At 69.3% G+C, this 18,136-nt stretch carries 22 protein-coding genes; 8 read left to right on the forward strand and 14 right to left on the reverse strand.

Going from position 1 to position 18,136, the window contains the following annotated elements:
• Nucleotides 1–13: 13 nt before the first annotated feature.
• The 5 genes from QNO06_RS15415 to QNO06_RS15435 form a co-directional block, all read right to left on the reverse strand.
• Nucleotides 14–874 carry a hydroxypyruvate isomerase family protein gene (locus QNO06_RS15415; RefSeq protein WP_227911916.1) on the reverse strand — a complete coding sequence of 287 codons (861 nt, stop codon included), beginning with the start codon at nt 872–874 and terminating at the stop codon, nt 14–16.
• The gene (locus QNO06_RS15420) at nt 871–1,749 is read right to left on the reverse strand and encodes a bifunctional allantoicase/(S)-ureidoglycine aminohydrolase (protein ID WP_227911917.1); all 879 of its coding nucleotides are present in this window, start codon (nt 1,747–1,749) and stop codon (nt 871–873) included. Before QNO06_RS15420 ends, QNO06_RS15415 begins: the two co-directional genes overlap by 4 nt.
• Nucleotides 1,746–1,892, reverse strand: a complete 147-nt coding sequence (locus QNO06_RS15425) for a hypothetical protein (protein WP_227911918.1) — start codon at nt 1,890–1,892, stop codon at nt 1,746–1,748. The genes QNO06_RS15420 and QNO06_RS15425 overlap by 4 nt, the downstream gene beginning before the upstream one ends.
• On the reverse strand, nt 1,889–2,434 hold the full coding sequence (gene uraD, locus QNO06_RS15430) for a 2-oxo-4-hydroxy-4-carboxy-5-ureidoimidazoline decarboxylase (protein WP_227911919.1): 546 nt from the start codon (nt 2,432–2,434) through the stop codon (nt 1,889–1,891). Before uraD ends, QNO06_RS15425 begins: the two co-directional genes overlap by 4 nt.
• A 137-nt stretch (nt 2,435–2,571) precedes the next feature.
• Nucleotides 2,572–3,111, reverse strand: a complete 540-nt coding sequence (locus QNO06_RS15435; RefSeq protein WP_227911920.1) for a hypothetical protein — start codon at nt 3,109–3,111, stop codon at nt 2,572–2,574.
• A gap of 141 nt (nt 3,112–3,252) precedes the next feature.
• Between QNO06_RS15435 and QNO06_RS15440 the strand changes: the two genes are divergently transcribed.
• The 3 genes from QNO06_RS15440 (at nt 3,253) to QNO06_RS15450 (ending at nt 5,936) form a co-directional block, all read left to right on the forward strand.
• Nucleotides 3,253–3,831 (forward strand): DUF3995 domain-containing protein, encoded by a 579-nt coding sequence (locus tag QNO06_RS15440; RefSeq protein WP_227911921.1) that lies wholly within the window; start codon nt 3,253–3,255, stop codon nt 3,829–3,831.
• Between the two features lie 76 nt (nt 3,832–3,907).
• A complete protein-coding gene (locus QNO06_RS15445) occupies nt 3,908–5,077 on the forward strand; it encodes an XdhC family protein (RefSeq protein WP_227912409.1) in 1,170 nt (389 codons plus the stop codon).
• Nucleotides 5,078–5,084: 7 nt separating this feature from the next.
• Complete coding sequence (locus QNO06_RS15450) at nt 5,085–5,936, forward strand: FAD binding domain-containing protein (protein WP_227911922.1); 852 nt, start codon at nt 5,085–5,087, stop codon at nt 5,934–5,936.
• Nucleotides 5,937–6,167: 231 nt separating this feature from the next.
• Here the strand turns inward: QNO06_RS15450 and QNO06_RS15455 are convergent, their stop codons facing one another.
• The 3 genes from QNO06_RS15455 to QNO06_RS15465 are packed head-to-tail and all read right to left on the reverse strand — an operon-like array spanning nt 6,168 to nt 8,475.
• Complete coding sequence (locus QNO06_RS15455) at nt 6,168–7,145, reverse strand: hypothetical protein (protein WP_227911923.1); 978 nt, start codon at nt 7,143–7,145, stop codon at nt 6,168–6,170.
• A complete protein-coding gene (locus QNO06_RS15460) occupies nt 7,142–7,480 on the reverse strand; it encodes a PadR family transcriptional regulator (protein WP_227911924.1) in 339 nt (112 codons plus the stop codon). The genes QNO06_RS15455 and QNO06_RS15460 overlap by 4 nt, the downstream gene beginning before the upstream one ends.
• A 26-nt stretch (nt 7,481–7,506) precedes the next feature.
• Nucleotides 7,507–8,475: an EamA family transporter gene (locus QNO06_RS15465; RefSeq protein WP_227911925.1), complete on the reverse strand. Its 969-nt coding sequence runs from the start codon at nt 8,473–8,475 to the stop codon at nt 7,507–7,509.
• Between the two features lie 45 nt (nt 8,476–8,520).
• On the opposite strand from QNO06_RS15465, the gene QNO06_RS15470 reads away from it, so the two are divergent.
• From QNO06_RS15470 to QNO06_RS15485, 4 genes are all read left to right on the forward strand, one after another.
• Nucleotides 8,521–8,997, forward strand: a complete 477-nt coding sequence (locus QNO06_RS15470; protein WP_227911926.1) for a MarR family winged helix-turn-helix transcriptional regulator — start codon at nt 8,521–8,523, stop codon at nt 8,995–8,997.
• An 89-nt stretch (nt 8,998–9,086) separates the two neighbouring features.
• On the forward strand, nt 9,087–10,619 hold the full coding sequence (locus tag QNO06_RS15475; protein ID WP_227911927.1) for a GNAT family N-acetyltransferase: 1,533 nt from the start codon (nt 9,087–9,089) through the stop codon (nt 10,617–10,619).
• A 20-nt stretch (nt 10,620–10,639) separates the two neighbouring features.
• Nucleotides 10,640–11,116 carry a GNAT family N-acetyltransferase gene (locus QNO06_RS15480; protein ID WP_227911928.1) on the forward strand — a complete coding sequence of 159 codons (477 nt, stop codon included), beginning with the start codon at nt 10,640–10,642 and terminating at the stop codon, nt 11,114–11,116.
• A 45-nt stretch (nt 11,117–11,161) separates the two neighbouring features.
• Nucleotides 11,162–12,424 carry a glycosyltransferase 87 family protein gene (locus QNO06_RS15485; protein ID WP_227911929.1) on the forward strand — a complete coding sequence of 421 codons (1,263 nt, stop codon included), beginning with the start codon at nt 11,162–11,164 and terminating at the stop codon, nt 12,422–12,424.
• Here the strand turns inward: QNO06_RS15485 and QNO06_RS15490 are convergent.
• Entirely contained in the window at nt 12,421–13,200 is a 780-nt protein-coding gene (locus QNO06_RS15490) for an SDR family NAD(P)-dependent oxidoreductase (RefSeq protein ID WP_227911930.1), read from the reverse strand. The two genes, QNO06_RS15485 and QNO06_RS15490, sit on opposite strands and share 4 nt — an antisense overlap.
• Nucleotides 13,201–13,294: 94 nt before the next feature.
• On the opposite strand from QNO06_RS15490, the gene QNO06_RS15495 reads away from it, so the two are divergent.
• The gene (locus tag QNO06_RS15495) at nt 13,295–13,891 is read left to right on the forward strand and encodes a TetR/AcrR family transcriptional regulator (RefSeq protein WP_227911931.1); all 597 of its coding nucleotides are present in this window, start codon (nt 13,295–13,297) and stop codon (nt 13,889–13,891) included.
• On the opposite strand, the gene QNO06_RS15500 is transcribed toward QNO06_RS15495, so the two are convergent.
• From QNO06_RS15500 to hpaH, 5 genes are all read right to left on the reverse strand, one after another.
• Entirely contained in the window at nt 13,868–14,434 is a 567-nt protein-coding gene (locus tag QNO06_RS15500) for a GNAT family N-acetyltransferase (RefSeq protein WP_227911932.1), read from the reverse strand. The genes QNO06_RS15495 and QNO06_RS15500 overlap by 24 nt on opposite strands.
• Nucleotides 14,435–14,570: 136 nt before the next feature.
• A complete protein-coding gene (locus QNO06_RS15505; RefSeq protein ID WP_227911933.1) occupies nt 14,571–15,113 on the reverse strand; it encodes a MarR family winged helix-turn-helix transcriptional regulator in 543 nt (180 codons plus the stop codon).
• Nucleotides 15,077–15,973, reverse strand: a complete 897-nt coding sequence (locus QNO06_RS15510; RefSeq protein ID WP_227911934.1) for an alpha/beta hydrolase family protein — start codon at nt 15,971–15,973, stop codon at nt 15,077–15,079. The genes QNO06_RS15505 and QNO06_RS15510 overlap by 37 nt, the downstream gene beginning before the upstream one ends.
• Before the next feature lie 540 nt (nt 15,974–16,513).
• Nucleotides 16,514–17,317: an HpcH/HpaI aldolase family protein gene (locus tag QNO06_RS15515; RefSeq protein WP_227911935.1), complete on the reverse strand. Its 804-nt coding sequence runs from the start codon at nt 17,315–17,317 to the stop codon at nt 16,514–16,516.
• Entirely contained in the window at nt 17,302–18,087 is a 786-nt protein-coding gene (gene hpaH, locus QNO06_RS15520) for a 2-oxo-hept-4-ene-1,7-dioate hydratase (protein WP_227911936.1), read from the reverse strand. The genes QNO06_RS15515 and hpaH overlap by 16 nt, the downstream gene beginning before the upstream one ends.
• Nucleotides 18,088–18,136: the final 49 nt, after the last annotated feature.

Genomic DNA, 18,136 nt, shown 5'->3' on the forward strand with positions numbered 1-18,136 from the left:
ACCCCTTTCCACCTCAGCTCCCCACACCGGCGCCGGGATCCTCCAGCCAGGCAAACGCGCCGTCCAGCGGTGCCCGGTACTCCAGGGACACTTCCCCGCGGTACCCGCCGGCCCGGAGGTCGGAGATCCACTGCGTCAGCGGCAGCTGCCCGGTACCCGGTGCACCCCGGCCGGGCGCATCGGCTATCTGCACGTGCCCGAACCGGGCGGCGGCTCCGCCAGCCAGCAGCGCCGCGACGTCGTCGCCGTTCACGGCCAGGTGGTACAGGTCCGCGAGCAGCGCCGCGTTGTCCGTTCCGGCGCCGTGCAGGTCCGCGAGCACCGCGAAGACGTCCGCGGCGGTTTTCAGCGGATAGTCCGGGGCGCCGCTGAGCGGTTCCAGCAGCACGGTGCCGCCGAACGGTGCGACGGCGGCGGCAGCTTCGCGCAGGTTCCGCAGCGCTTCGGCGTCCTGCTCGGCCGGGGAATACTCCGGGCTGCGGTTGCCGCACAGGGCGTTGAACAGCAAGCAGCCCAGCCGTTCGCCGATCCCGGCCACCACCTGCACGTTGGCGCGGAAGTCCGCCCCGCGGTGCGGCAGCGAGAGCAGCCCGCGTTCCCCGGCGTCCATGGTTCCGGCGTCGAAGTTCAGGGCGCCCAGCTGCACGCCGGCGTCGCGGATGGCTGCCTCAAAGGCGCGCACGTCCGCTTCCGGCGGGACGGGTTCGGCGAACGGCCACCAGAATTCCACGGTGTCGAACCCCGCCGCCCGCGCCGCGGCGGGACGTTGCAGCAGCGGCAGATCGGTGAAGAGGATGGAGCAGTTGACCGAATAGCCGGTCCGGGCACCGCCGGCCCGGGCATCTCCCACCGGGACCGAAACCGGCCCGCTCATCGCCGGCCGCCCAGCAGGACCTGGCGGTTCACGTCCTGATAGAGGAGGTAGCGGAAGTTGCCGGGCCCGCCGGCGTAACAGGCCTGCGGGCAGAAGGCGCGCAGGGACAGGTAGTCGCCGGCTTCCACCTCCACCCAGTCCTGGTTCAGCCGGTACACGGCCTTGCCCTCCAGCACGTACCGCCCGTGCTCCATCACGTGGGTATCGGCGAACGGGCTCACTGCCCCGGGTTCGAAGGTCACCACGTTCACGTGCATGTCATAGGCGACGTCGTCCACGGGGATCAGCGAGGTGGTGCGCCACTTGTTGTCCGCGCCCGACATGCCCACCGGTTCAATCTCCGCCTCGTTGCCGAACACCGGCTGCGGGGTGCGCCCGGCCAGCGGCTGCCAGGCCTTGCGGATCCAGGCGAACGTGGCCGTTTCGTCCGTATCGTTGAAGGCGCCCCAGAGTGCTTCGGGCGGCAGGTAGGCGAACCCGCCCGGGGACAGGGGGTGGTCGGTGCCCAGCAGCCGCACGGTGAGCGTGCCATCCAGGACAAAGACGAAGGACTCCACTTCCATTTCCGGTTCCGGAGCACGCGAGCCGCCGCCCGGGCCCACCTCCACCAGGTACTGCGCGAACGTGGTGGTGCCGCCGGCCACCGGGCGATTCAGGATCCAGGTGCGGGTGTCCGTCCATTCGGGCAGGACGCTGGTGACAATGTCGCGCAGCACCCCGCGGGGAATCACCGTGTAGGCCTCAGTGACCACGGCCCGGCCGGTGGGCAGTTCGGTTTGGGCGGGCAGGCCGCCACCGGGGGCGTAGTAGCGCGGTGCGGAGGTATTCGGGGGCGGGGTGTTCGGGGGCGGGGTGTTCGGGGGCGGGGTGCTCATGACTGGACCTTTTCGGAAGCAGCGAATCTGGCGGGCGGAGAGGGCGGCGACGAGGCCTTTGGATACGCCGGCGCCGCCAGTTCGACGCCGCGCAGCCCGGTGCCGTCCTGCACTTCGGCCTCGGTGACGCGGTGGCGGGTCATGGGTGGAGCAGTCCGTCCAGGCGCAGGATGGCGATATCGCGCAGCTGGGCAGCGATGACGGGCAGTTCTTCTTCTACCGTGTGCTGCAGGCGGTCCTGGAGCGAGGCCAGGATCTCCTCGGCGCTGCGGCCGGCGGCGCGGATCAGGAACACCCGGCCGAACCGGTCCTCATAGGCGCGGTTGCCTGCACCCAGCCGGTCCCTGACGCCGGACAAGCCGCTGACGGAGGCCTGCTCGCTGCGGGAAAAGGCGCCTTCAACCCCGGTGCCGGCCGGGCGCTCGCCGATCCGCGGATGGTGCGCCAGGGCGCCGTCAACTTCGGCTTCGGTGAAGTCCGGGGCCGCCAGTTCAGCAAAGCTCAGCAGCTCCCCGGCGGTGGCGAAGGGCCGGGCTGCGGCAATCTCGTTGCACCAGCGGGGAATGTCCAGGCAGGGGCGCAGCATGGCTTCCGCCTCAGCGAAGCGTGCGGTGTTGAATGCGGTGAGGAAGTCCGGTCCGGACGCCCTGTGATCCGGGGCGTCCGGCGCTGGTTCTGAGGACACGGGTGTCAGCTTTCCCTAGGGCTGCGTCGGCAGCCGGCGCTGAACGCCCTTGACCATCGGCTGCGCCGACTTGAATCGATCTTTCCGGCAGACGCAATTGATATTCCGGACAGTCTGGGCGAGCGGCGCCGAAGGTGTCAAGGATTTGTATAGGGGTCCGCGTACCGGACGTACTCTCCGGTAGGCGCCGTCCCGCTGAAGCTCGTCTCAGAACCGAACCGGCCGTCCAGCTGGCAGCTCTGCTGCGCGCCGGTAAAGGCAACTTCGTTGAACCCGTAAGTGACATCCATCGACTGGCCCGGGGACAGTGTGATGGCGCCAATTTTCTGGCCGGCACTCCAAGTCTGCTCCTCGAAGGCATCAATGCCATGGTCCGACTTCAGGGTAGAGAGGACGTCCGTCAGGGAGACGGACTCGGGGACCTTGACGGAAGACGCGGCAGCAGCCATCCGGGACGCCGGAACCGGCGTGGCTTCTGCGGAGGAGTTGGTGAGGGTTGCCGATTCCCGCGGCGCTCCCATGCCGGGAATGACCGAACCGGGCTCGAAGACTGTTCGAATATCACCGGGTTCGCACTCGGTCATCGCGGCCGCTGCCGGCAGTGCCAGGACCGCGGAGCCGGCCATCAGGCCGGCGGTGGACAATAGGACGGCCGTTCTTTTCGTCGCGTTCTTCATGTCGCTCCTCTGTGTGCCGGGCTCTGTCCGGCACCTTCGGGAGCCCCCCACGTTACCGGCCGGTAGTTTTCTGTCAACACCGTCCGGCGTTTGCCCGGCGCGGGTTCCGGTGCCCTGGCCTGCTTCTCACAATGGAAGGCGATGGACGCCGACACCCGCCGGGATCTGAGCCTCTGGTGCATCTGGACGGCGTGCGCAGCCGGTCTGGTGCACGCTGCGTTCAGTCTGTACTGGGCGGTGGGCGGGCAGTGGCTGCTGGACACGGTGGGCAGGTGGGCGGTTGAGCAGTCCGTCTTGGAGCCGCGGCGGACCGGGCTGATCCTGGCAGTGGTGGCACTGATCAAAATTGCCGCTGCACTTCTTCCGGTGGCCCTCGCCTACGGCCAGCTGTCCGTAGCGGGTTACTGGCGGGCAGCCTGCTGGGCCGGTGCGGTGCTGCTGGTGCTCTACGGCGGCGCCAACATGGCCGTCAGCCATGCGGTGTTGAGCGGGCTGGGGCGCCCGGAAACCGGCTATGACAGGGCGGCAATGATCGGCCATGCCTGGCTGTGGGATCCGCTGTTCCTGCTGTGGGGTGCTGCGCTGCTCGGCTATCTGCTGCTCACCCGGACCGGGCGGCGGACCGGCCCGCGGACCGGGCCGCGGACCGGGCCGCGGACCGGGCCCGCACCCGGGAGCGATGCCGGGAGCGATGCCGGCGCCGCACCCGGTTCGGGCTGACCCCCGGGGTATCCCGCCCGCCTGAACAGCGTGGTACGCTTCCCTGCAATTTGGAGGGTAGGCCGCAGTGTTGGAGATGCTCGAGGTGCTGGCGTCCGCAGGGGAACCATGCGTCGCAGCCACCATTGTGCGTGCTTCCGGATCGGTGCCGAGGCCGGTGGGCACCTCCATGCTCATCAGCGGCAGCGGGCAGGTCACCGGGTCGCTATCGGGCGGCTGCGTGGAAGCCTCCGTTATAGCAGTGGCCGAGGACGTGTTTGCGGACGAACGCGCGCGGCTGGAGGTCTTTGGCTACAGCGACGACGATGCCTTCGCCGTCGGGCTCAGCTGCGGCGGAACGCTGGACGTTCTGGTGGAGCCCGTGGCTGCGGGGACGTTCCCCGCGTTGACCGGCGCCCCGTGCGCCCTGATCCGTGCGCTCCCCGCCGGAGACGGCGACACCGCGTGCCTGCTTCCGCTGCTGGTTGCCGACCCCGCCGCTGCCGCCGCCCCGGCCGCACTGCTCGCCGCGCACGGCCCGGAGTTGGCCGCGCTGCTCAATGTCCGGCCTGGAGCTGCCCTCCCTAAGGGTGCCCTGCAACGTGCCGCCGCCCGGCTGTCGCCCCTGCTCGCTGCGGGCCGCACCGGCGTCGTCGAACTGGACGGTCCGGGCAGCGGGACATGCGAAGGCAGCGCTCCCGCACTGTTCCTGGAGTCCCGGCTGGCCCCGCCCCGGCTGGTGCTGATCGGCGCCAATGATTTTTCGGCCGCCCTCGCCCGGCAGGGCCGGCTACTGGGCTACCACGTCACCGTCTGCGACGCCCGCCCGGTGTTCACCACCCCGGAGCGTTTTCCCGCCGCCCACTCGGTCCAGGTGCAGTGGCCGGACCAGTACCTGCGCGGGGAGGCGGCGGCGGGGAGGTTGGATGCCCGCACCGTGGTGTGCGTGCTCAGCCACGACGCGAAGTTCGACGTGCCGGCGCTGGCCGAAGCGCTGCGCCTGGATCTGGGCTATGTGGGGGCCATGGGCTCGCGCCGCAGCCACGACCAGCGCCTGACGGCCCTGCATGCTGCGGGGTTGGGCGCGGCGGAACTGCAGGCCCTGCACTCACCTCTAGGATTGGACATCGGCGCCGCTACGCCCGAGGAAACGGCTGTGTCCGTTTTCGCCGAGATCGTGGCCGCCCGATCCGGGACCGCTGCCAGCGGGCGGCCCCTGCGGGCCGTGAGCGGCCCCATCCACCCGCACACCTCATTAACCTCATAGGGACATCATGGACATATCCACCGTTTCCGAGCTGGTCCGCACCGCGGACCCGCAGCAGTGGCGTCCGGGCGATGCCTGGCTCGCCGGGGGCACGGTGCTGTATTCCAACGGAAGCGGAGACCTGCAGCGCCTGCTGGACATCACCGGCGCAGGCTGGGAACCACTGACGGTGTCCGACGCCGGTCTGGAGATCGCTGCGACCTGCACCATCGCCGAACTATACGCATTTCCCGATGCCGTCCCCGCGGACCGCCAATGGCAGGCCCTGAAGCTGGTGCGGCCGTGCTGTGATTCCTTTGTGGCCTCTTTTAAGGTCTGGAATGTCTCCACCGTAGGCGGGAACATCTGCACCGGGCTGCCCGCCGGGCCCATGACCGCACTGACCGCGGCCCTGGACGGCGTTGCCCTGATCCACTCCCCCGACGGCACGTCCCGCCGGGTTCCCGTGGCCGAGCTGGTGGTGGGAGACTGCCGCACCGCGCTGGCACCGGGCGAACTGCTGCGCAGCATCAGCGTGCCCGCCGCCGCGCTGCGCGCCCGGACCGCGTTCCGGCAGCTGTCCCTGACCCGGCTGGGCCGCTCGGGGGTGCTGCTCATTGGTCGGCTGGATGAGGACCGCGGGTTTGTCCTCACCGTCACCGCCGCCACCAAGCGCCCGGTCCAGCTGCGCTTTGCAACTCTGCCGGACGCGCCCGGGCTGCGTGCGGAACTGAACGAGACGATTGATGCCAGTCTCTGGCACGACGACGTGCACGGCCTGCCGCAGTGGCGGCACTACATGACGGACCGGCTGGGCGAGGAAATCCGCGCCCAGCTCGCGGCACCGGAGCCGGCACCGGTTCCGGCACCGGTTCCATAGCCGGAGCCTGCGGCAGCGCGGGCCTGCCCGGACGGAGGACTCGCTGGGGCCGCAAGCGCGAAGGTGATGGGCATTTCCCCGCAGTTTGTGCGTTTTCCCGCGCTGCGCACCGCGGGAAAATGCACAAACGGCGGGGATTTGGAGCGCGAAATGCCTACGGTTTGCGCGTTCCCTGCCGCTTGGGGACATCCCTCCGCAGCGCACCGGCAGGGATTTCCCAAACCGGTCGGTTCAGGCTGTGGTGGTGCCGGTGCTGTTCCTGGAAAAGCTGATGACCGGGCTCTTCCAAGCCGCCCAGGCACTGACCAGGCCGGCTACGGAACACAGCCCGTAGAAAAATGCCGGTTGGACGCCTATCAGCCCGATGGAACTGTTACCCCCGAGGCTCAGGAACAGTCCGGACAGCGGCAGGGACGTCAGCGGGACGAGAAGCAGGCATGCCCACGGCCGGATTCGTTGTCCGACGGCGACCAGCAGCGCCGCGATTACCAGCAGTTCCAGGAACCAGAACGCCAGCCGCTGGTCATTGATCAGGTACGGCCCACCCCAGAAGGTCCGCTGCGCGCCGCCGCCCTGAAGGTAGCTGGTTGCAGTGATGAGGACGCCCAGCGCCGGTGCACCGATGAACACATGCAGCCGTGCGGTCCGGACGGGGTTGCCCAGCAGTGCCAACAGGTTTGCGGCAGCGAAGAAGCAGAACACGAGCGGATGGACTTTAATGCTTGGCTCGGTCACCGCGAGGGTAATCCCCACGCCGACCGCGGCCGCGAGGGCGGCACCATGCAGGATCTTCGCGGTGGTCCGACGGTGTGCAGCCACAGCGCCGAAGGCCGTGAGGGTGAGGATAAACACGATCACCGCGGGGGTAGTGAAGGCCCCGAACGGATGATCCACCAAGTTGTAACTGTTCCACCGGAACCAGCGTCCGAGTTCGCCAAGGACCAGCATCACCAGCGCCAGCGAGGTGCCGCCGATGCAGCCGACGGCGGCCAGCCGGTCCCGGTGTCGTCGGGGCAGATACTGGTTCACCCGGGCCGCCGCTCCGTGCAGCACAACGTGCGCCAGTTCGGACCGCGTGGCCTTTTGCCTTCCCTCGGCGGCAGCGACGTCGAGCATCACCCCGACGAGTTCCTCGCCGTGCCTGCTGCGCCAGCGGGACGGGTAGGCCCGCAGCATCTGGCGGTACCGGCGTTCCAGGGCGTCGCTCATGCCGTTGCCCCCTTGGCCCGCAGGCTCAGGCTTTGCCGGGCGGCGCTCGCCGCGGCGTCCATCCTTGCGGCCTCGACGTGCAGGGCTTCGGCCCCGGCATCCGTCAGCGCGTAGTAGCGGCGCAGGCGTCCGGCCACCACTTCCTCGCCGGCGTCCTGCACCAAGCCTTCCTCCTGCAACCGGTCCAGGCTGGTGTAGAGGCTGCCCGGCTTCAGTGCCACCCGCCCGCCGGAGAGTTTCTTGGTTTCGGTGAGCAGCGAGTAGCCGTGCTGCCTGCTGCGGGCCAGGGCTGTGAGGATCAGGAACGTGGGTTCGCGCATTTCCCGGTTAGTCATGTGAGCAATATATGTATTGCACATGACTATGCGGGGAAGTGCGACCTTGGCGTGTCGGATTGTGTATTTCCTGCCGGTTTGGGAAATCCCTCCGCTGCGCAGTGGCAGGGATTTCCCAAACCGGAGGGACCCGGGGCGCCCCGCCGCACACCCGCGGGTCCCGCCAGCACCAGGGTGGCCAGGACCACCGCGGCACCCACACACTGGCCGGGGCTGAGTGACTGCCCCACGAGCAGCCAGCCGGCCGCGGCCGCCACTACCGGACTGAGGAGCCCAAGCAGCGCCGTCCCGGAAGCGGGCAGCCGGTGCAGGCCGCGGAACCATAGCGAGTAGGCCAGCGCGGTGCCGACCAGACCCAGATAGGCATACCCGGCCAAGTTGGTGCCGGTCAGGGCGGGCGGCGGCCCCTCCACCAGCAGTGCCACCGGCAGCAGGAACAACCCGCCGGCCACCAGCTGCCACGAGGTGGCGGCCAGCAGCGTGTCCGGGGTGCCCCATTTCTTGGTCAGGACCACCCCGGCGGCCATGGCCACCGCGCCGCCCAGCGCGGCTGCCACGCCGAGCGCATCCAGCCGGGCTTCCGCCTGCAGCACCAGCAGCCCGACGCCGGCCAGCCCGGCGGCGCCGGCCGCCACTTTCCGCTCGGTGAGCCGCTCGCCGATCCAGCGCGAGGCAAACAGCGCCACCAGCAGCGGCTGCACCGCACCCACCGTGGCGGCCACTCCCCCGGGCAGCCGGTACGCGGCAACGAACAGCAGGGCGAAGAACAGCCCGATATTGAGCATCCCCAGCACTGCCGAACGCCACCACCATCCGCCGCGGGGCAGGCGCCGGACCAGCAGGAGCAGCAGCAGCCCCGCCGGCAACGGGCGCAGCAGGGCGGCCAGCAGCGGCCGGTCCGGCGGCAGCAGCTCCGAGGCCACAATGTAGGTGGTACCCCAGACGATCGGCGCCAGGGCCGTCGTCGCCGTCAAAGTCCACGTTTTGCTAAGCACTTAGCAAATGTAGCTAAGTGCTTAGCAAATTGCTAGGGTCGGGGCATGACTGATCATGTGGGCAGCGTGTTGCAGCAGTGGGCGGCCGAGCGCCCGGACCTCGACGTCTCGCCGATGGCCGTGGTGGGCCGGCTGTCACGCACGGCCCGCCGGTTCGACGGCGAGCTGGCGGAAACCTTCGCTGCGCACGGCCTGGATGCGCCGTCCTTTGATGTGCTGGCCACGCTGCGCCGCTCGGGCCCCCCGTACACGCTCAGCCCCCGCGAGCTCACCGCCAGTTCCATGGTTACCTCCGCCGCCATCGCGCAGCGGCTGAACCGGCTGGAGGCGCAGGGGTTTGTGCGCCGCTCCCCCAACGCCGCCGACGGGCGCGGCAAGCAGGTGGCGCTCACCGATGCCGGCCGGGCCGCCGTCGACGCCGCCCTACCGGACCATGTGGCCACCGAACACCGGCTGCTCGCACCCTTGGATGAGGACGAACGGAAGACGCTGGCGGGCCTGCTGGCCAAGCTGGACACCTGACCGCTGCCGCATTTCGCCGTTTGTGACACCGCCCTGACACGTTGGAGGGGCGCCGCGGAACGGCCGGGAGCAGCGGTTAGACTCAGCGCATGAGACGTGGCGGGGGCCCAACAGCTGCAGCAGTCTGGTGGGGTATCGCCGGCTGCTCCGCTGTATGCGCCTACGCCGCCGTCGGACTGTTCCACATCCTCGTCTGGAACCCCCGGGCCGCGGTTCCCGGAGCGTCCCTGGACGACATTTCCCGCACGCTCGCCGACGCCGGCACCAGCCTCTCCGCTCCGCTGGTCATGGCGTGGGCGGGGTTCGGCTGCCTGGCTGCACTAGCAGTGCTCGTGGCCGGCCTGCGCGGCAAGCTTCCCTCGGCGCGGGGCACGGCGAACTGGCACCTGGGGCTGCTGGCGCTGGGCGCACCGGCGCTTTATATCGCCTCCTTCAGCGCGGCCGCCGCCCTGCGGAACACGTTTGCCGTGCGCGGGGGTTCGCGGTGGGACCTGGTCCTGTACGGCGTCAGTGCCGCTGCAGCGGCGGCCCTGCTGGTGGTGCCGGTGCGGAACTGGGCACGACGACGGCGCGAGCCCGGCGAGGCTGTCCACGCCGCCCCCGAGGCATCAACCGTGCCTGCACCGCAGCTTGCGGCTGTACCGGTTCCCTTGGGCGAACCGGCACCTGCACCGGCGCCAGCCCTTGCCCCCGACCCGGCACTTTCGCCTGACCCGGCACTTTCGCCTGACCCGGCATCGTCACCTGCACCAGCACCGGCACCGGCCGTTCCGCCGGAAACCCCTCCCCTCTCCGTCCCCTCGTTGGAAGAAGAAGTAGCAACAATGTCCCAATTCATCCCAACGCCGCCGATCAAGACCCCGGCACCCCTTCCCTTTGCCGCCCCGGGTCAGCGGGCCGCCCCGGCTGCCCCGCAGCCCTCGCTCCACGACACCCTGCGCACCCTCCGGCCCACCCAGTCCGGAGACCAGAAGCCGCGCCAGGTAAGCCTGCTCCGCGACGATCCGGCCAAGCCCGACGTCATCTCCCTGCTGGCGCAGAACCGCGACCTGCTGTACCCCGGCTTGGGAGCCGGCGCCGTCGGCCTCACCCCGCCGTACCTGAAGGACCCGTCGGTGACCTTCTGGACCGTGCGCGAGAACGGCACACTGCTCGGCTGCGGCGCCATGAAGGAGTTCCGCCCGGCTCCCGGAAACGGCATTACCGAATTCTGCGCTGAAATCACCTCCATGCGTACCTCCCCGCACGCGCGCGGGTTGGGCGTGGGCCAGGTGATCCTGCAGCAGATCATCTCGGATGCGCGGACCCGCGGCTATGCGTCCCTGCTGCTGGAAACCGGCACCCAGGACTTCTTCGCCTCCTCCCGGCGCCTGTACCAGCGCCACGGTTTTGTGGTCTGCCCGCCATTCGGGAAGTACCAGGCGCATCCAGGCAGCATTTTCATGCGCCTGGCCTTGCAGGCCCCGGCGGAGACCGCCGCCGAGTCCGGTTCCGCTGCGGCAGCAGGCTCCCCCGGCGCGGCCGCCGAGCAGGACAAGAACCATGCCAAGGCCGGAACCCTGTCGGCGATCCTCGCCGCGCAGCGGGCCCTGGCCGCGAAGCCGAACCCGCGCACGCGGTGATTGTGCCTGGACTGCAGGGCATGGACTTGAGCCGCGGCGACCCCGCGGCTCCCGATGTCCTGGCGCTGATGCAGGAGCACCTGGCGGATATGTACGCCACGTCGCCTGCGGAAAGCGTGCATGCCCTGGACCCAGCGGCCCTGCTCGATCCCGCGGTCACGTTCTGGACGGTGCGGGAAGACGGGGTCCTGCTGGGCTGCGGGGCCCTGAGGGAACTCGATTCGCAGCAGGGTGAAATCAAGAGCATGCGCACGGCCACGGCTGCCCGGGGCCGCGGCGTCGCGGGGACGCTCCTGCGGGGCATCATCGGGGAAGCGACCGCACGCGGCTACCTTCATCTGCTGTTGGAAACCGGCACGGAGGACTTCTTCGCCCCGGCCCGCCGGCTCTACGCCCGGCACGGCTTCACCGGGTGCCCGCCGTTTGGCAGCTACACCGAGGACCCCCACAGCACCTTTATGCGCCTGGACCTGCAGCCGCAACCCGCGGCACCCTGATGGTCCCGCCGCCGGCTAGCGACGTTCCCGCCTAAACTGGCAGGCATGGCTTTAACGACGGCGGAGCTCCGCCCCCGCACCCGCGCGCAGGCCCTCTGGCTGTGGCTCGGGCTGCCCGTGGCGCTGGCCCTGGTGGTCCTCGGCGCGCAAATCCATGGACTGGATTTCACCGTCTACCGCGAAGGCGCCCGCGCCCTGCTGGGCCAGGGCGGGCACCGGCTGTATGACCCGAGCCTGGTGCAGACCGACACCCGCGGCCTGCCGTTCACCTATCCGCCGTTCGCGGCCGTGTTGCTGGTGCCGTTCGCGTTCCTGCCCGAAACCCTGGGCCTGGTGCTGCTGACCGCCACGGCGTGTGCGTGCCTGGTGGCGGTGGCGTTCCTCGCGGCCCGCTACCTGATGGACAACACCGCACTGCCGGAGCGGGCCGTCACCGCACTCGGCGGGTTGCCGGGCCTCACTGTCCTGGCGACCCTGCTGATCGGGGTCCTCGGGCCGTGGCGGGAAGGCATGGGCTTCGGCCAGCTGAACCCTCTGCTGATGCTGCTGGTCCTGGCGGACCTGCTCCGCCCGGCGTCGTCAAAGCTGCCGCGCGGCGTGCTGATCGGGCTGGCGGCGGGCATCAAGCTCACCCCGCTGGCGTTCGGCCTGATTTTCCTGGCCCGGAAGGACTGGCGGGCCATTCTCACCATGGGCGCCACCTTCGCCGCCACGGTGGCCGTCGGCTGGCTGGCCGCCCCGGAGCAGGCCCGGAAGTTCTGGTTCGAGTCGCTCTCCGATCCCAGCCGGGTGGGCGATTCGTCCGAAATGTACAACGTGTCGCTGAACTCCCTGCTCCCGCATCTGGGCGTCCCCGAGTCCCTGCAGCGCCCGCTGTGGCTGCTGGCCTGCGCCGCCGTCGTCGTCCTGGGCTTCCTGGTGATCCGCCGGATGGACCGGGCCGGGGACGCGGTCGCGGCGGTCACCGCGAACGCCGTGGTGATGCTCGCGATTTCGCCCATTTCCTGGTTCCACCACTGGGTCTGGATCGCACTGCTGCTGCCGGTGCTGTGGGTGCACGCACGACGGCGGCGCGGAGCGGGCCGGGCGGTCGGCATTGGACTGGCGGCGGTGCTGGTGCCGGTGTTTATGCTCTCCTCCATCACCATCACCTTCACGCTGACCGGCGTGGTCAGCGGCACCGGCCCGCCGGCGCTGGAGCTGTTCACCAGCCTGGGCGTGGTGCTGCCGGTCGCGGCGCTGGTTTACCTATTGGCCGTGCCGGCTGTGCCAGAGGGCTCGTCGGCCCGGAGCGCTGTCCCGGCCTAGGCCGCCGGCCGGGATTCGGCCAGCCGCAGAACTGTGCGGACCGGCAGGAAATCGACCAGGCGCCGCACCACGCGGTTGGAACGGCCCGCAATGACGCTGACCGGAGGCCTGCGGCGATCGAGGGCCTTCAGGGCTGTGCGGACCACCTGTTCGGGGGTCTGGAACCGGGCGCCGTCGGTGCTGGTGCCGCTGCGTGCGTAGAACCCGCTGCGGGTCGGCCCCGGAGACAGCACCATCACCATCACACCGGAGCCGCGGACCTCATGTGCAAGTGCCTCCGTAAACCGGATCAGGAATGCCTTGGCGGCGGCATACACCCCCATGCCGGGGACGGGCATGTAACCGGTCATGCTTCCGACATTGACCAGCGCCCCGCGTCCTGCAGCAAGCAGGTCCGGCAGGAACGCCCGGGTGATCCCGAGCGGCACCTCGGCATTCACCTGCAGCTGCATGTGGATTTCCTGTTCACTGGACTCCACAAAAGCCTTGGTCAGGCCGACGCCGGCGCAATTGACCACGGTGTCGACAGTGAGGCCCAGGGCGTCGAGGCGTTCCTTCAGGAGGACGCCGGCCCGGTCCACGTCCAGGTCGAAAGGCACCGCGTGGGCCTTTCGACCGGTGTCGGCGGTGATTTCAGCGGCCACCGCCGTGAGGGCGTCTTCACGGCGGCCCACCAGCACAACATCGGCTCCGCGGCGGGCCAGCTGCCGGGCAAACTCGGCACCTATCCCGGAACTGGCTCCGGTGATCAGGGCGGTGGTGTTCTCGAACTGCATGATTCCTCCAACGGTTACAAAGCGGCCATGTAAGTGCTTATTACATGCACCCTAACCGCAAATGTGAGAACCTCATACATGGAAGGGGTGTTTTGTGGCCGAACGATCGAGTTACCACCACGGAAATCTGCGCAGCGCGCTGCTGGAAGCGACCATTGAGCTGGTCCGGGAACGAGGCCCCCGGGGGTTCACCGTCGCCGAGGCTGCCCGCCGGGCCGGAGTGTCATCGGGTGCCCCCTACCGGCATTTTGCCGACCGGGACGCCATGCTGGCCGCCGTCGCACAGCAATCCTTCACTGAACTGGAAACCTATTTCGCCGGCCTGCGGCTGGGGTCCAGCCTCGGTGAGCGGGCCGAGCAGATCGCGGTGGCCTATTTGGTGTTTGCGCGCGAGGATCCCACGCGGTTCGCCGTAATGTTCGGTTCGGGCATCAACAAGGATGCCTACCCGGAGCTGCTGGAGCAGGCCGGACGCGTGCAGGTGCTGCTCGAGGCAGCGGTTGCCTCCTTTGTCCCGGCGGAGGACGTTGTTCAGCGTGCAGCGGAGTTGTGGTCGATTGCCCACGGGGTGACCGATCTGGCGATTGGCGGCAATCTCCGCCATGTCACGGGCCCGGAGCGCATCGACGGGATTGCCTCCTCCGCCGCACGTGCCTGGGCCGCAGGATTAGCCGGCAACTCGGCCCACTGACCTACTGCCCGCCTCCCAGCCGAGGGCGAAGTAGACCTCGGGCACTCCGGCGTAGAACCGGTCCAGTCCGCGCATGCGTTCCAAACCGGCGGCCAGTGCGGTGCGCTGCGACCCAACGTTGGCGTCCGTGGTGCGGGCCATGACCGGAAGGTCCGGCAGCAGCTCCCGGCCGCGCCGCACGGCCTCGCGCGCCCCTTCGGCGGCATACCCCTTGCCCCAGGCGGAGGGATCGTAGCGGTAGTACAGGTTCAGGATGTCCTGCCCGTCCACCACGGCCCGCTGCAGCCCGGTGAAGCCGATGACGGTGTCCGGCGCCGCACGTTCGGCCACCGACCAGTAGCCAAAACCCTCCCGCTCCCAGTGCGCCAGGAAGTCCCGGAACAGCTGCCCGGACCGTTCCCGGCTGGGCTCATTCGGGTTGTGCCGGTTGGTTCGCGGATCCATGTGGATGCGCAGCGCGGCGTCACGGTCCTCGGGGGCCAACCGGCGCAGCAGCAGGCGGTCCGTGGTGACGGGGGTCCAATCGGCGGGGTTCTGGGGCATGCGCCCATCCTAGACAATGCCACTCCCGGAACGGCCGGTCCGGTGCAGGCAGGACGGCCGGTCCGGTGCAGGCAGGACGGCCGGTCCGGTGCGGGCCGGAACGGCCGGTCCGGTGCGGGCAGGACGTCCGGTCCGGTTAGTCCAGCGCCTCCGACACGTGCCGCAGCCATCGTGCCACGGTGGCCAGTTCCTCGGCGCTGAAGCCCTCATTGATGCGCGCGTTCAGCTCGTGGAGGGATTCCCGCACGACGCCGAGCGCCTCCCGCCCGCCGGGAGTCAGGTCCAGGCGGATGGTACGGGCATCCGCCGGATCCGGGGTGCGGGTGATGAGCCCGGAGGTCTCCATCCGGGCGAGCAGCCCGCTCAGCCCGGCCGGGGACGCCTGGACCGCAGCGGCCACCTCGCCGGTGCTGGCCCCGGGACGCGAGGCCAGATGCAGCAGCACCCCGCCCGCGGAGGCGCTGATGCCGCGCTCCCCGCCCCGGCCGGCAATCCAGCGCCGCAGCCGGCGTTCGGCGGTCAGTGTCAGGAAAAACAGGCGCGGCGGGCGGGCGGTGCGCACCGCGCCCGGGCCGGTCCCGGCGTCGTCGTTCCTGCCGGGAACGCCGTTAGTGCCGGCCGCCCGCGACCCCTGATCCGGGCCTACTGCGGGCTCAGCCCTGCTTTGTCCGTCAACCACGTGAGTACCTCCGGCCACAGCTTCTCACGCATGCCGCGGCGGAAGAAGCCCATGTGTCCGACGGCCGGCACGCCGACGTCGGCCGGTGCATACGTGCGCCGCTCCACCGAGGCGTTTACCAGGTGGCTGAAGATGACGTTGATCTGCCGGGGTGTGGCCCAGGGGTCGTCGGTGAAGCCGATAACCAGCGCGTCGGTTTTCACCTGCGCGGTGCGCTGGGCGGCGTCCATGCTCGGGTCGTCAAAGAAGTAGTTGGGTTTTTTGCTCCAGCCGCTCCACTCCAGCATTGCGCCGCCGGGCATGTCCTCGCCCAGACCGAGTTTCTTGCCTGGAACAGCACCCAGCAGCTTGCCGGTCAGCGGCCCCAGGAAGCTCAGGATCAGGCCCACCCGGAACCGTTCCTTGCGGTCCTCGATGGCCTTGGTGACACCGGCGTGCGACGCCACTCCCACAAATCCGTGCAGGTCCTCCAGCCCGTTGTTCAGCGCCATGGCGTGAGCGCCGAGGCTGTGCCCCACCGCAACGTGCGGCAGGTCCGGGAACCGCTCGCGCATCCATGCCGCCGCCGCCGGGACGTCCTGGTCCATCCAGTCGCGCATCCTCAGCCGCCGGTTAGCCTTCGGACTGCCCGAGGCACCGGTCCCCCGGTAGTCATAAGTGAGGACGGCAAGACCGTTCTCCGCCAGGTATTCGCTGAAGCCGGTGTACAGCCGTTCGGCCACGGCCGTCGCGGGGTGGATGACGACGGCGGCGCGCGGTTCGCCGTCGGGCAGGCGCAGGGTGCCGGCAATGGTTCCACCGGCGGCAACCGGGATGGAGATCCGTTCGGAAGTGATCGAGGTCACGTTATTATTTCGCATGCGAAACAATATACATGGGATGCCCGGTTTCGGATACCCTTCCGGGCCGGGCTTCTCGGCCTGGGGTGGGGTGGCTGGCAGGCTGGGAGGAGGGGTAGGGCCGGGCGCTTTGCTGCCGGTTTGTGCATTCCCTGCAATATTCCGAACCGGTCGATTTTGCAGGCCGGAACCCGGGGTTTGGCCCGCCCCCCCCCCAAAGAGCGCAGCCCGAAGAGCCTAGGGGAATCGAATCCCTGACCTGTGCATTCCCTGCCGGTTTGGGTTTCTGCTGCCGGTTTAAACGGGCAGCAGATTCCCGAACCGGCAGCAATATCCCGAACCGGGCGATTTTCCAGGCCGGAACTCCGCCCCGGCCGCACAGATTCCCACGGAGTGTTACTGGTGCGGCCCATGGGGAAACATCGGCCCCACCCGCACCAGAGCGTGGGAAAACCGAGTCACCCCGAGGCTGGCAGCCAAACGAAAAGGCACAAATTACCGATTTTCAGCCGAAAAACGGTAATTTGTGCCTTCTCGATTCCCGCGAACCCTCCGGCCCGCTCAGTAACTCGCGCGGGCCCCGTCCTCAGCGGCAGGGAGGTACTTCGCAGCCAGCCCCTCACTGCCCCGGGCCAGGAGGGCGACGTCGGCGCCCACCAGAATGAAGTCCACACCGGCGGCAATGTACCGCCGGGCAGTGGCCTCGGCGAACGCGTTCACGCCCACCGGTTTCCCGGCGGCCTTCACCGTACGGATGCAGTGCTCGACGGCGGCGATCACGTCGGGATGCTCCTGCTGGCCCAGGTGCCCCATGGAAGCAGCCAGATCAGCGGGCCCGAGGAACAGGCCGTCCACCCCGTCCACGGCGGCAATCTCGGCAACGTTTTCGACGGCGGCCGCGGACTCGATCTGCACCAGCAGGGTCACGGACTCCGCGGCGTGTTCCAGGTACCCGTCAATCCGGTTCCAGCGTGAGGCCCGGGCCAGGGCGCTGCCCACCCCGCGGATGCCCTGCGGCGGATACCGCACGGCACGGACCAGTTCGGCGGCCTGCCCGGCGGAATCCACCATGGGAATCAGCAGGTTCTGCGCACCCAGGTCCAGGTACTGCTTGAGCAGCACCGCGTCGCCGGACGGCGGGCGGACCACCGCGCTCACCGGGTAGCCATGTACGGCCTGCAGCTGGGCGAGCAGGGATTCGAGCCCGTTGGGGCTGTGCTCGGCGTCGATCAGCAGCCAGTCCAGCCCGGAGCCGGCGCAGATTTCGGCGACCAGCGGGCTGCCGGAACACACCCACATGCCGGTCTGGCGGCCGCCGGCAAGCCGGGCGGCAAAGGTTTCCTCGGGGCTCAGTCGAAGCGGCATGTGATGGTTCCCATCGGTCCGTAGTCGGCGAACACGGTGTCGCCCTTGTAGACCCACATGGGCCGGGTGAAGGAGCCGGCGAGGATGATTTCCCCGGCCTGCAGCGAGGTGCCGTGCACGGCCAGCTTGTTCGCCAGCCAATACACTCCGGCGGCCGGGTGGTTCAGCACGCCGGCGGCCACGCCGGTTTCCTCGATGCCCTGGTTGCGGTAAAGCAGCGCCGAAACCCAGCGCAGGTCGACGTCGGCGGCCCGCACCGGGTTGCCGCCCACCACCATGGCGCCCATCGCCGCGTTGTCGGAGATGGTGTCCACGATGGTGCGGCCCTCCATCTCGATCCGCGAATCCAGGATCTCCAGCGCCGGCACCACGTAGTCCGTGGCGTCCAGGACGTCGAACAGCGTGCAGTGCGGACCGGCCAGCGGCTTGCCCAGCACAAACGCGAGTTCCACCTCCACCCGCGGATGGGTGTAGGCATCCCAGTCCAGGGTGGCGCCGTTTTCCAGCACCATGTCATCGAGGATGATGCCGTAGTCCGGTTCGGTGATGCCGGTGGCGGCCTGCATCGCCTTGGACGTGAGGCCGATCTTGTGCCCGGCCAGCTGCCGGCCCTCGGCCAGTAACCGGTCCGCCCACAGGTTCTGCACCGCGTAGGAATCCTCGATGGTCATGTCGGGGTAGCGGGCGGTCAGCAGCGGCACCGGGGTCCGGGTCCGCTTAGCTTCCACCAGTTCGTCGGCCACCGCCTGGAGAGTTGATTGATCTAGCACCGTGCTGCTTTCTGTTCAGTAACGCTGAAGACGGGGTAGGACGACGACG

The sequence above is a fragment of the Arthrobacter sp. zg-Y20 genome (assembly GCF_030142075.1).
In the GTDB taxonomy this organism is placed as follows: domain Bacteria; phylum Actinomycetota; class Actinomycetes; order Actinomycetales; family Micrococcaceae; genus Arthrobacter_B.

Excerpts from the sequence above, each read along its gene's own strand:
- QNO06_RS15415 (WP_227911916.1), bottom strand. The coding sequence starts at position 874 with ATGAGCGGGCCGGTTTCGGTCCCGGTGGGAGATGCCCGGGCCGGCGGT.
- QNO06_RS15420 (WP_227911917.1), bottom strand. The coding sequence starts at position 1,749 with ATGAGCACCCCGCCCCCGAACACCCCGCCCCCGAACACCCCGCCCCCG.
- QNO06_RS15425 (WP_227911918.1), bottom strand. The coding sequence starts at position 1,892 with ATGACCCGCCACCGCGTCACCGAGGCCGAAGTGCAGGACGGCACCGGG.
- QNO06_RS15435 (WP_227911920.1), bottom strand. The coding sequence starts at position 3,111 with ATGAAGAACGCGACGAAAAGAACGGCCGTCCTATTGTCCACCGCCGGC.
- QNO06_RS15440 (WP_227911921.1), top strand. The coding sequence starts at position 3,253 with ATGGACGCCGACACCCGCCGGGATCTGAGCCTCTGGTGCATCTGGACG.
- QNO06_RS15445 (WP_227912409.1), top strand. The coding sequence starts at position 3,908 with ATGCTCGAGGTGCTGGCGTCCGCAGGGGAACCATGCGTCGCAGCCACC.
- QNO06_RS15450 (WP_227911922.1), top strand. The coding sequence starts at position 5,085 with ATGGACATATCCACCGTTTCCGAGCTGGTCCGCACCGCGGACCCGCAG.
- QNO06_RS15455 (WP_227911923.1), bottom strand. The coding sequence starts at position 7,145 with ATGAGCGACGCCCTGGAACGCCGGTACCGCCAGATGCTGCGGGCCTAC.
- QNO06_RS15460 (WP_227911924.1), bottom strand. The coding sequence starts at position 7,480 with ATGACTAACCGGGAAATGCGCGAACCCACGTTCCTGATCCTCACAGCC.
- QNO06_RS15470 (WP_227911926.1), top strand. The coding sequence starts at position 8,521 with ATGACTGATCATGTGGGCAGCGTGTTGCAGCAGTGGGCGGCCGAGCGC.
- QNO06_RS15475 (WP_227911927.1), top strand. The coding sequence starts at position 9,087 with ATGAGACGTGGCGGGGGCCCAACAGCTGCAGCAGTCTGGTGGGGTATC.
- QNO06_RS15480 (WP_227911928.1), top strand. The coding sequence starts at position 10,640 with ATGGACTTGAGCCGCGGCGACCCCGCGGCTCCCGATGTCCTGGCGCTG.
- QNO06_RS15485 (WP_227911929.1), top strand. The coding sequence starts at position 11,162 with ATGGCTTTAACGACGGCGGAGCTCCGCCCCCGCACCCGCGCGCAGGCC.
- QNO06_RS15490 (WP_227911930.1), bottom strand. The coding sequence starts at position 13,200 with ATGCAGTTCGAGAACACCACCGCCCTGATCACCGGAGCCAGTTCCGGG.
- QNO06_RS15500 (WP_227911932.1), bottom strand. The coding sequence starts at position 14,434 with ATGCCCCAGAACCCCGCCGATTGGACCCCCGTCACCACGGACCGCCTG.
- QNO06_RS15510 (WP_227911934.1), bottom strand. The coding sequence starts at position 15,973 with ATGCGAAATAATAACGTGACCTCGATCACTTCCGAACGGATCTCCATC.
- QNO06_RS15515 (WP_227911935.1), bottom strand. The coding sequence starts at position 17,317 with ATGCCGCTTCGACTGAGCCCCGAGGAAACCTTTGCCGCCCGGCTTGCC.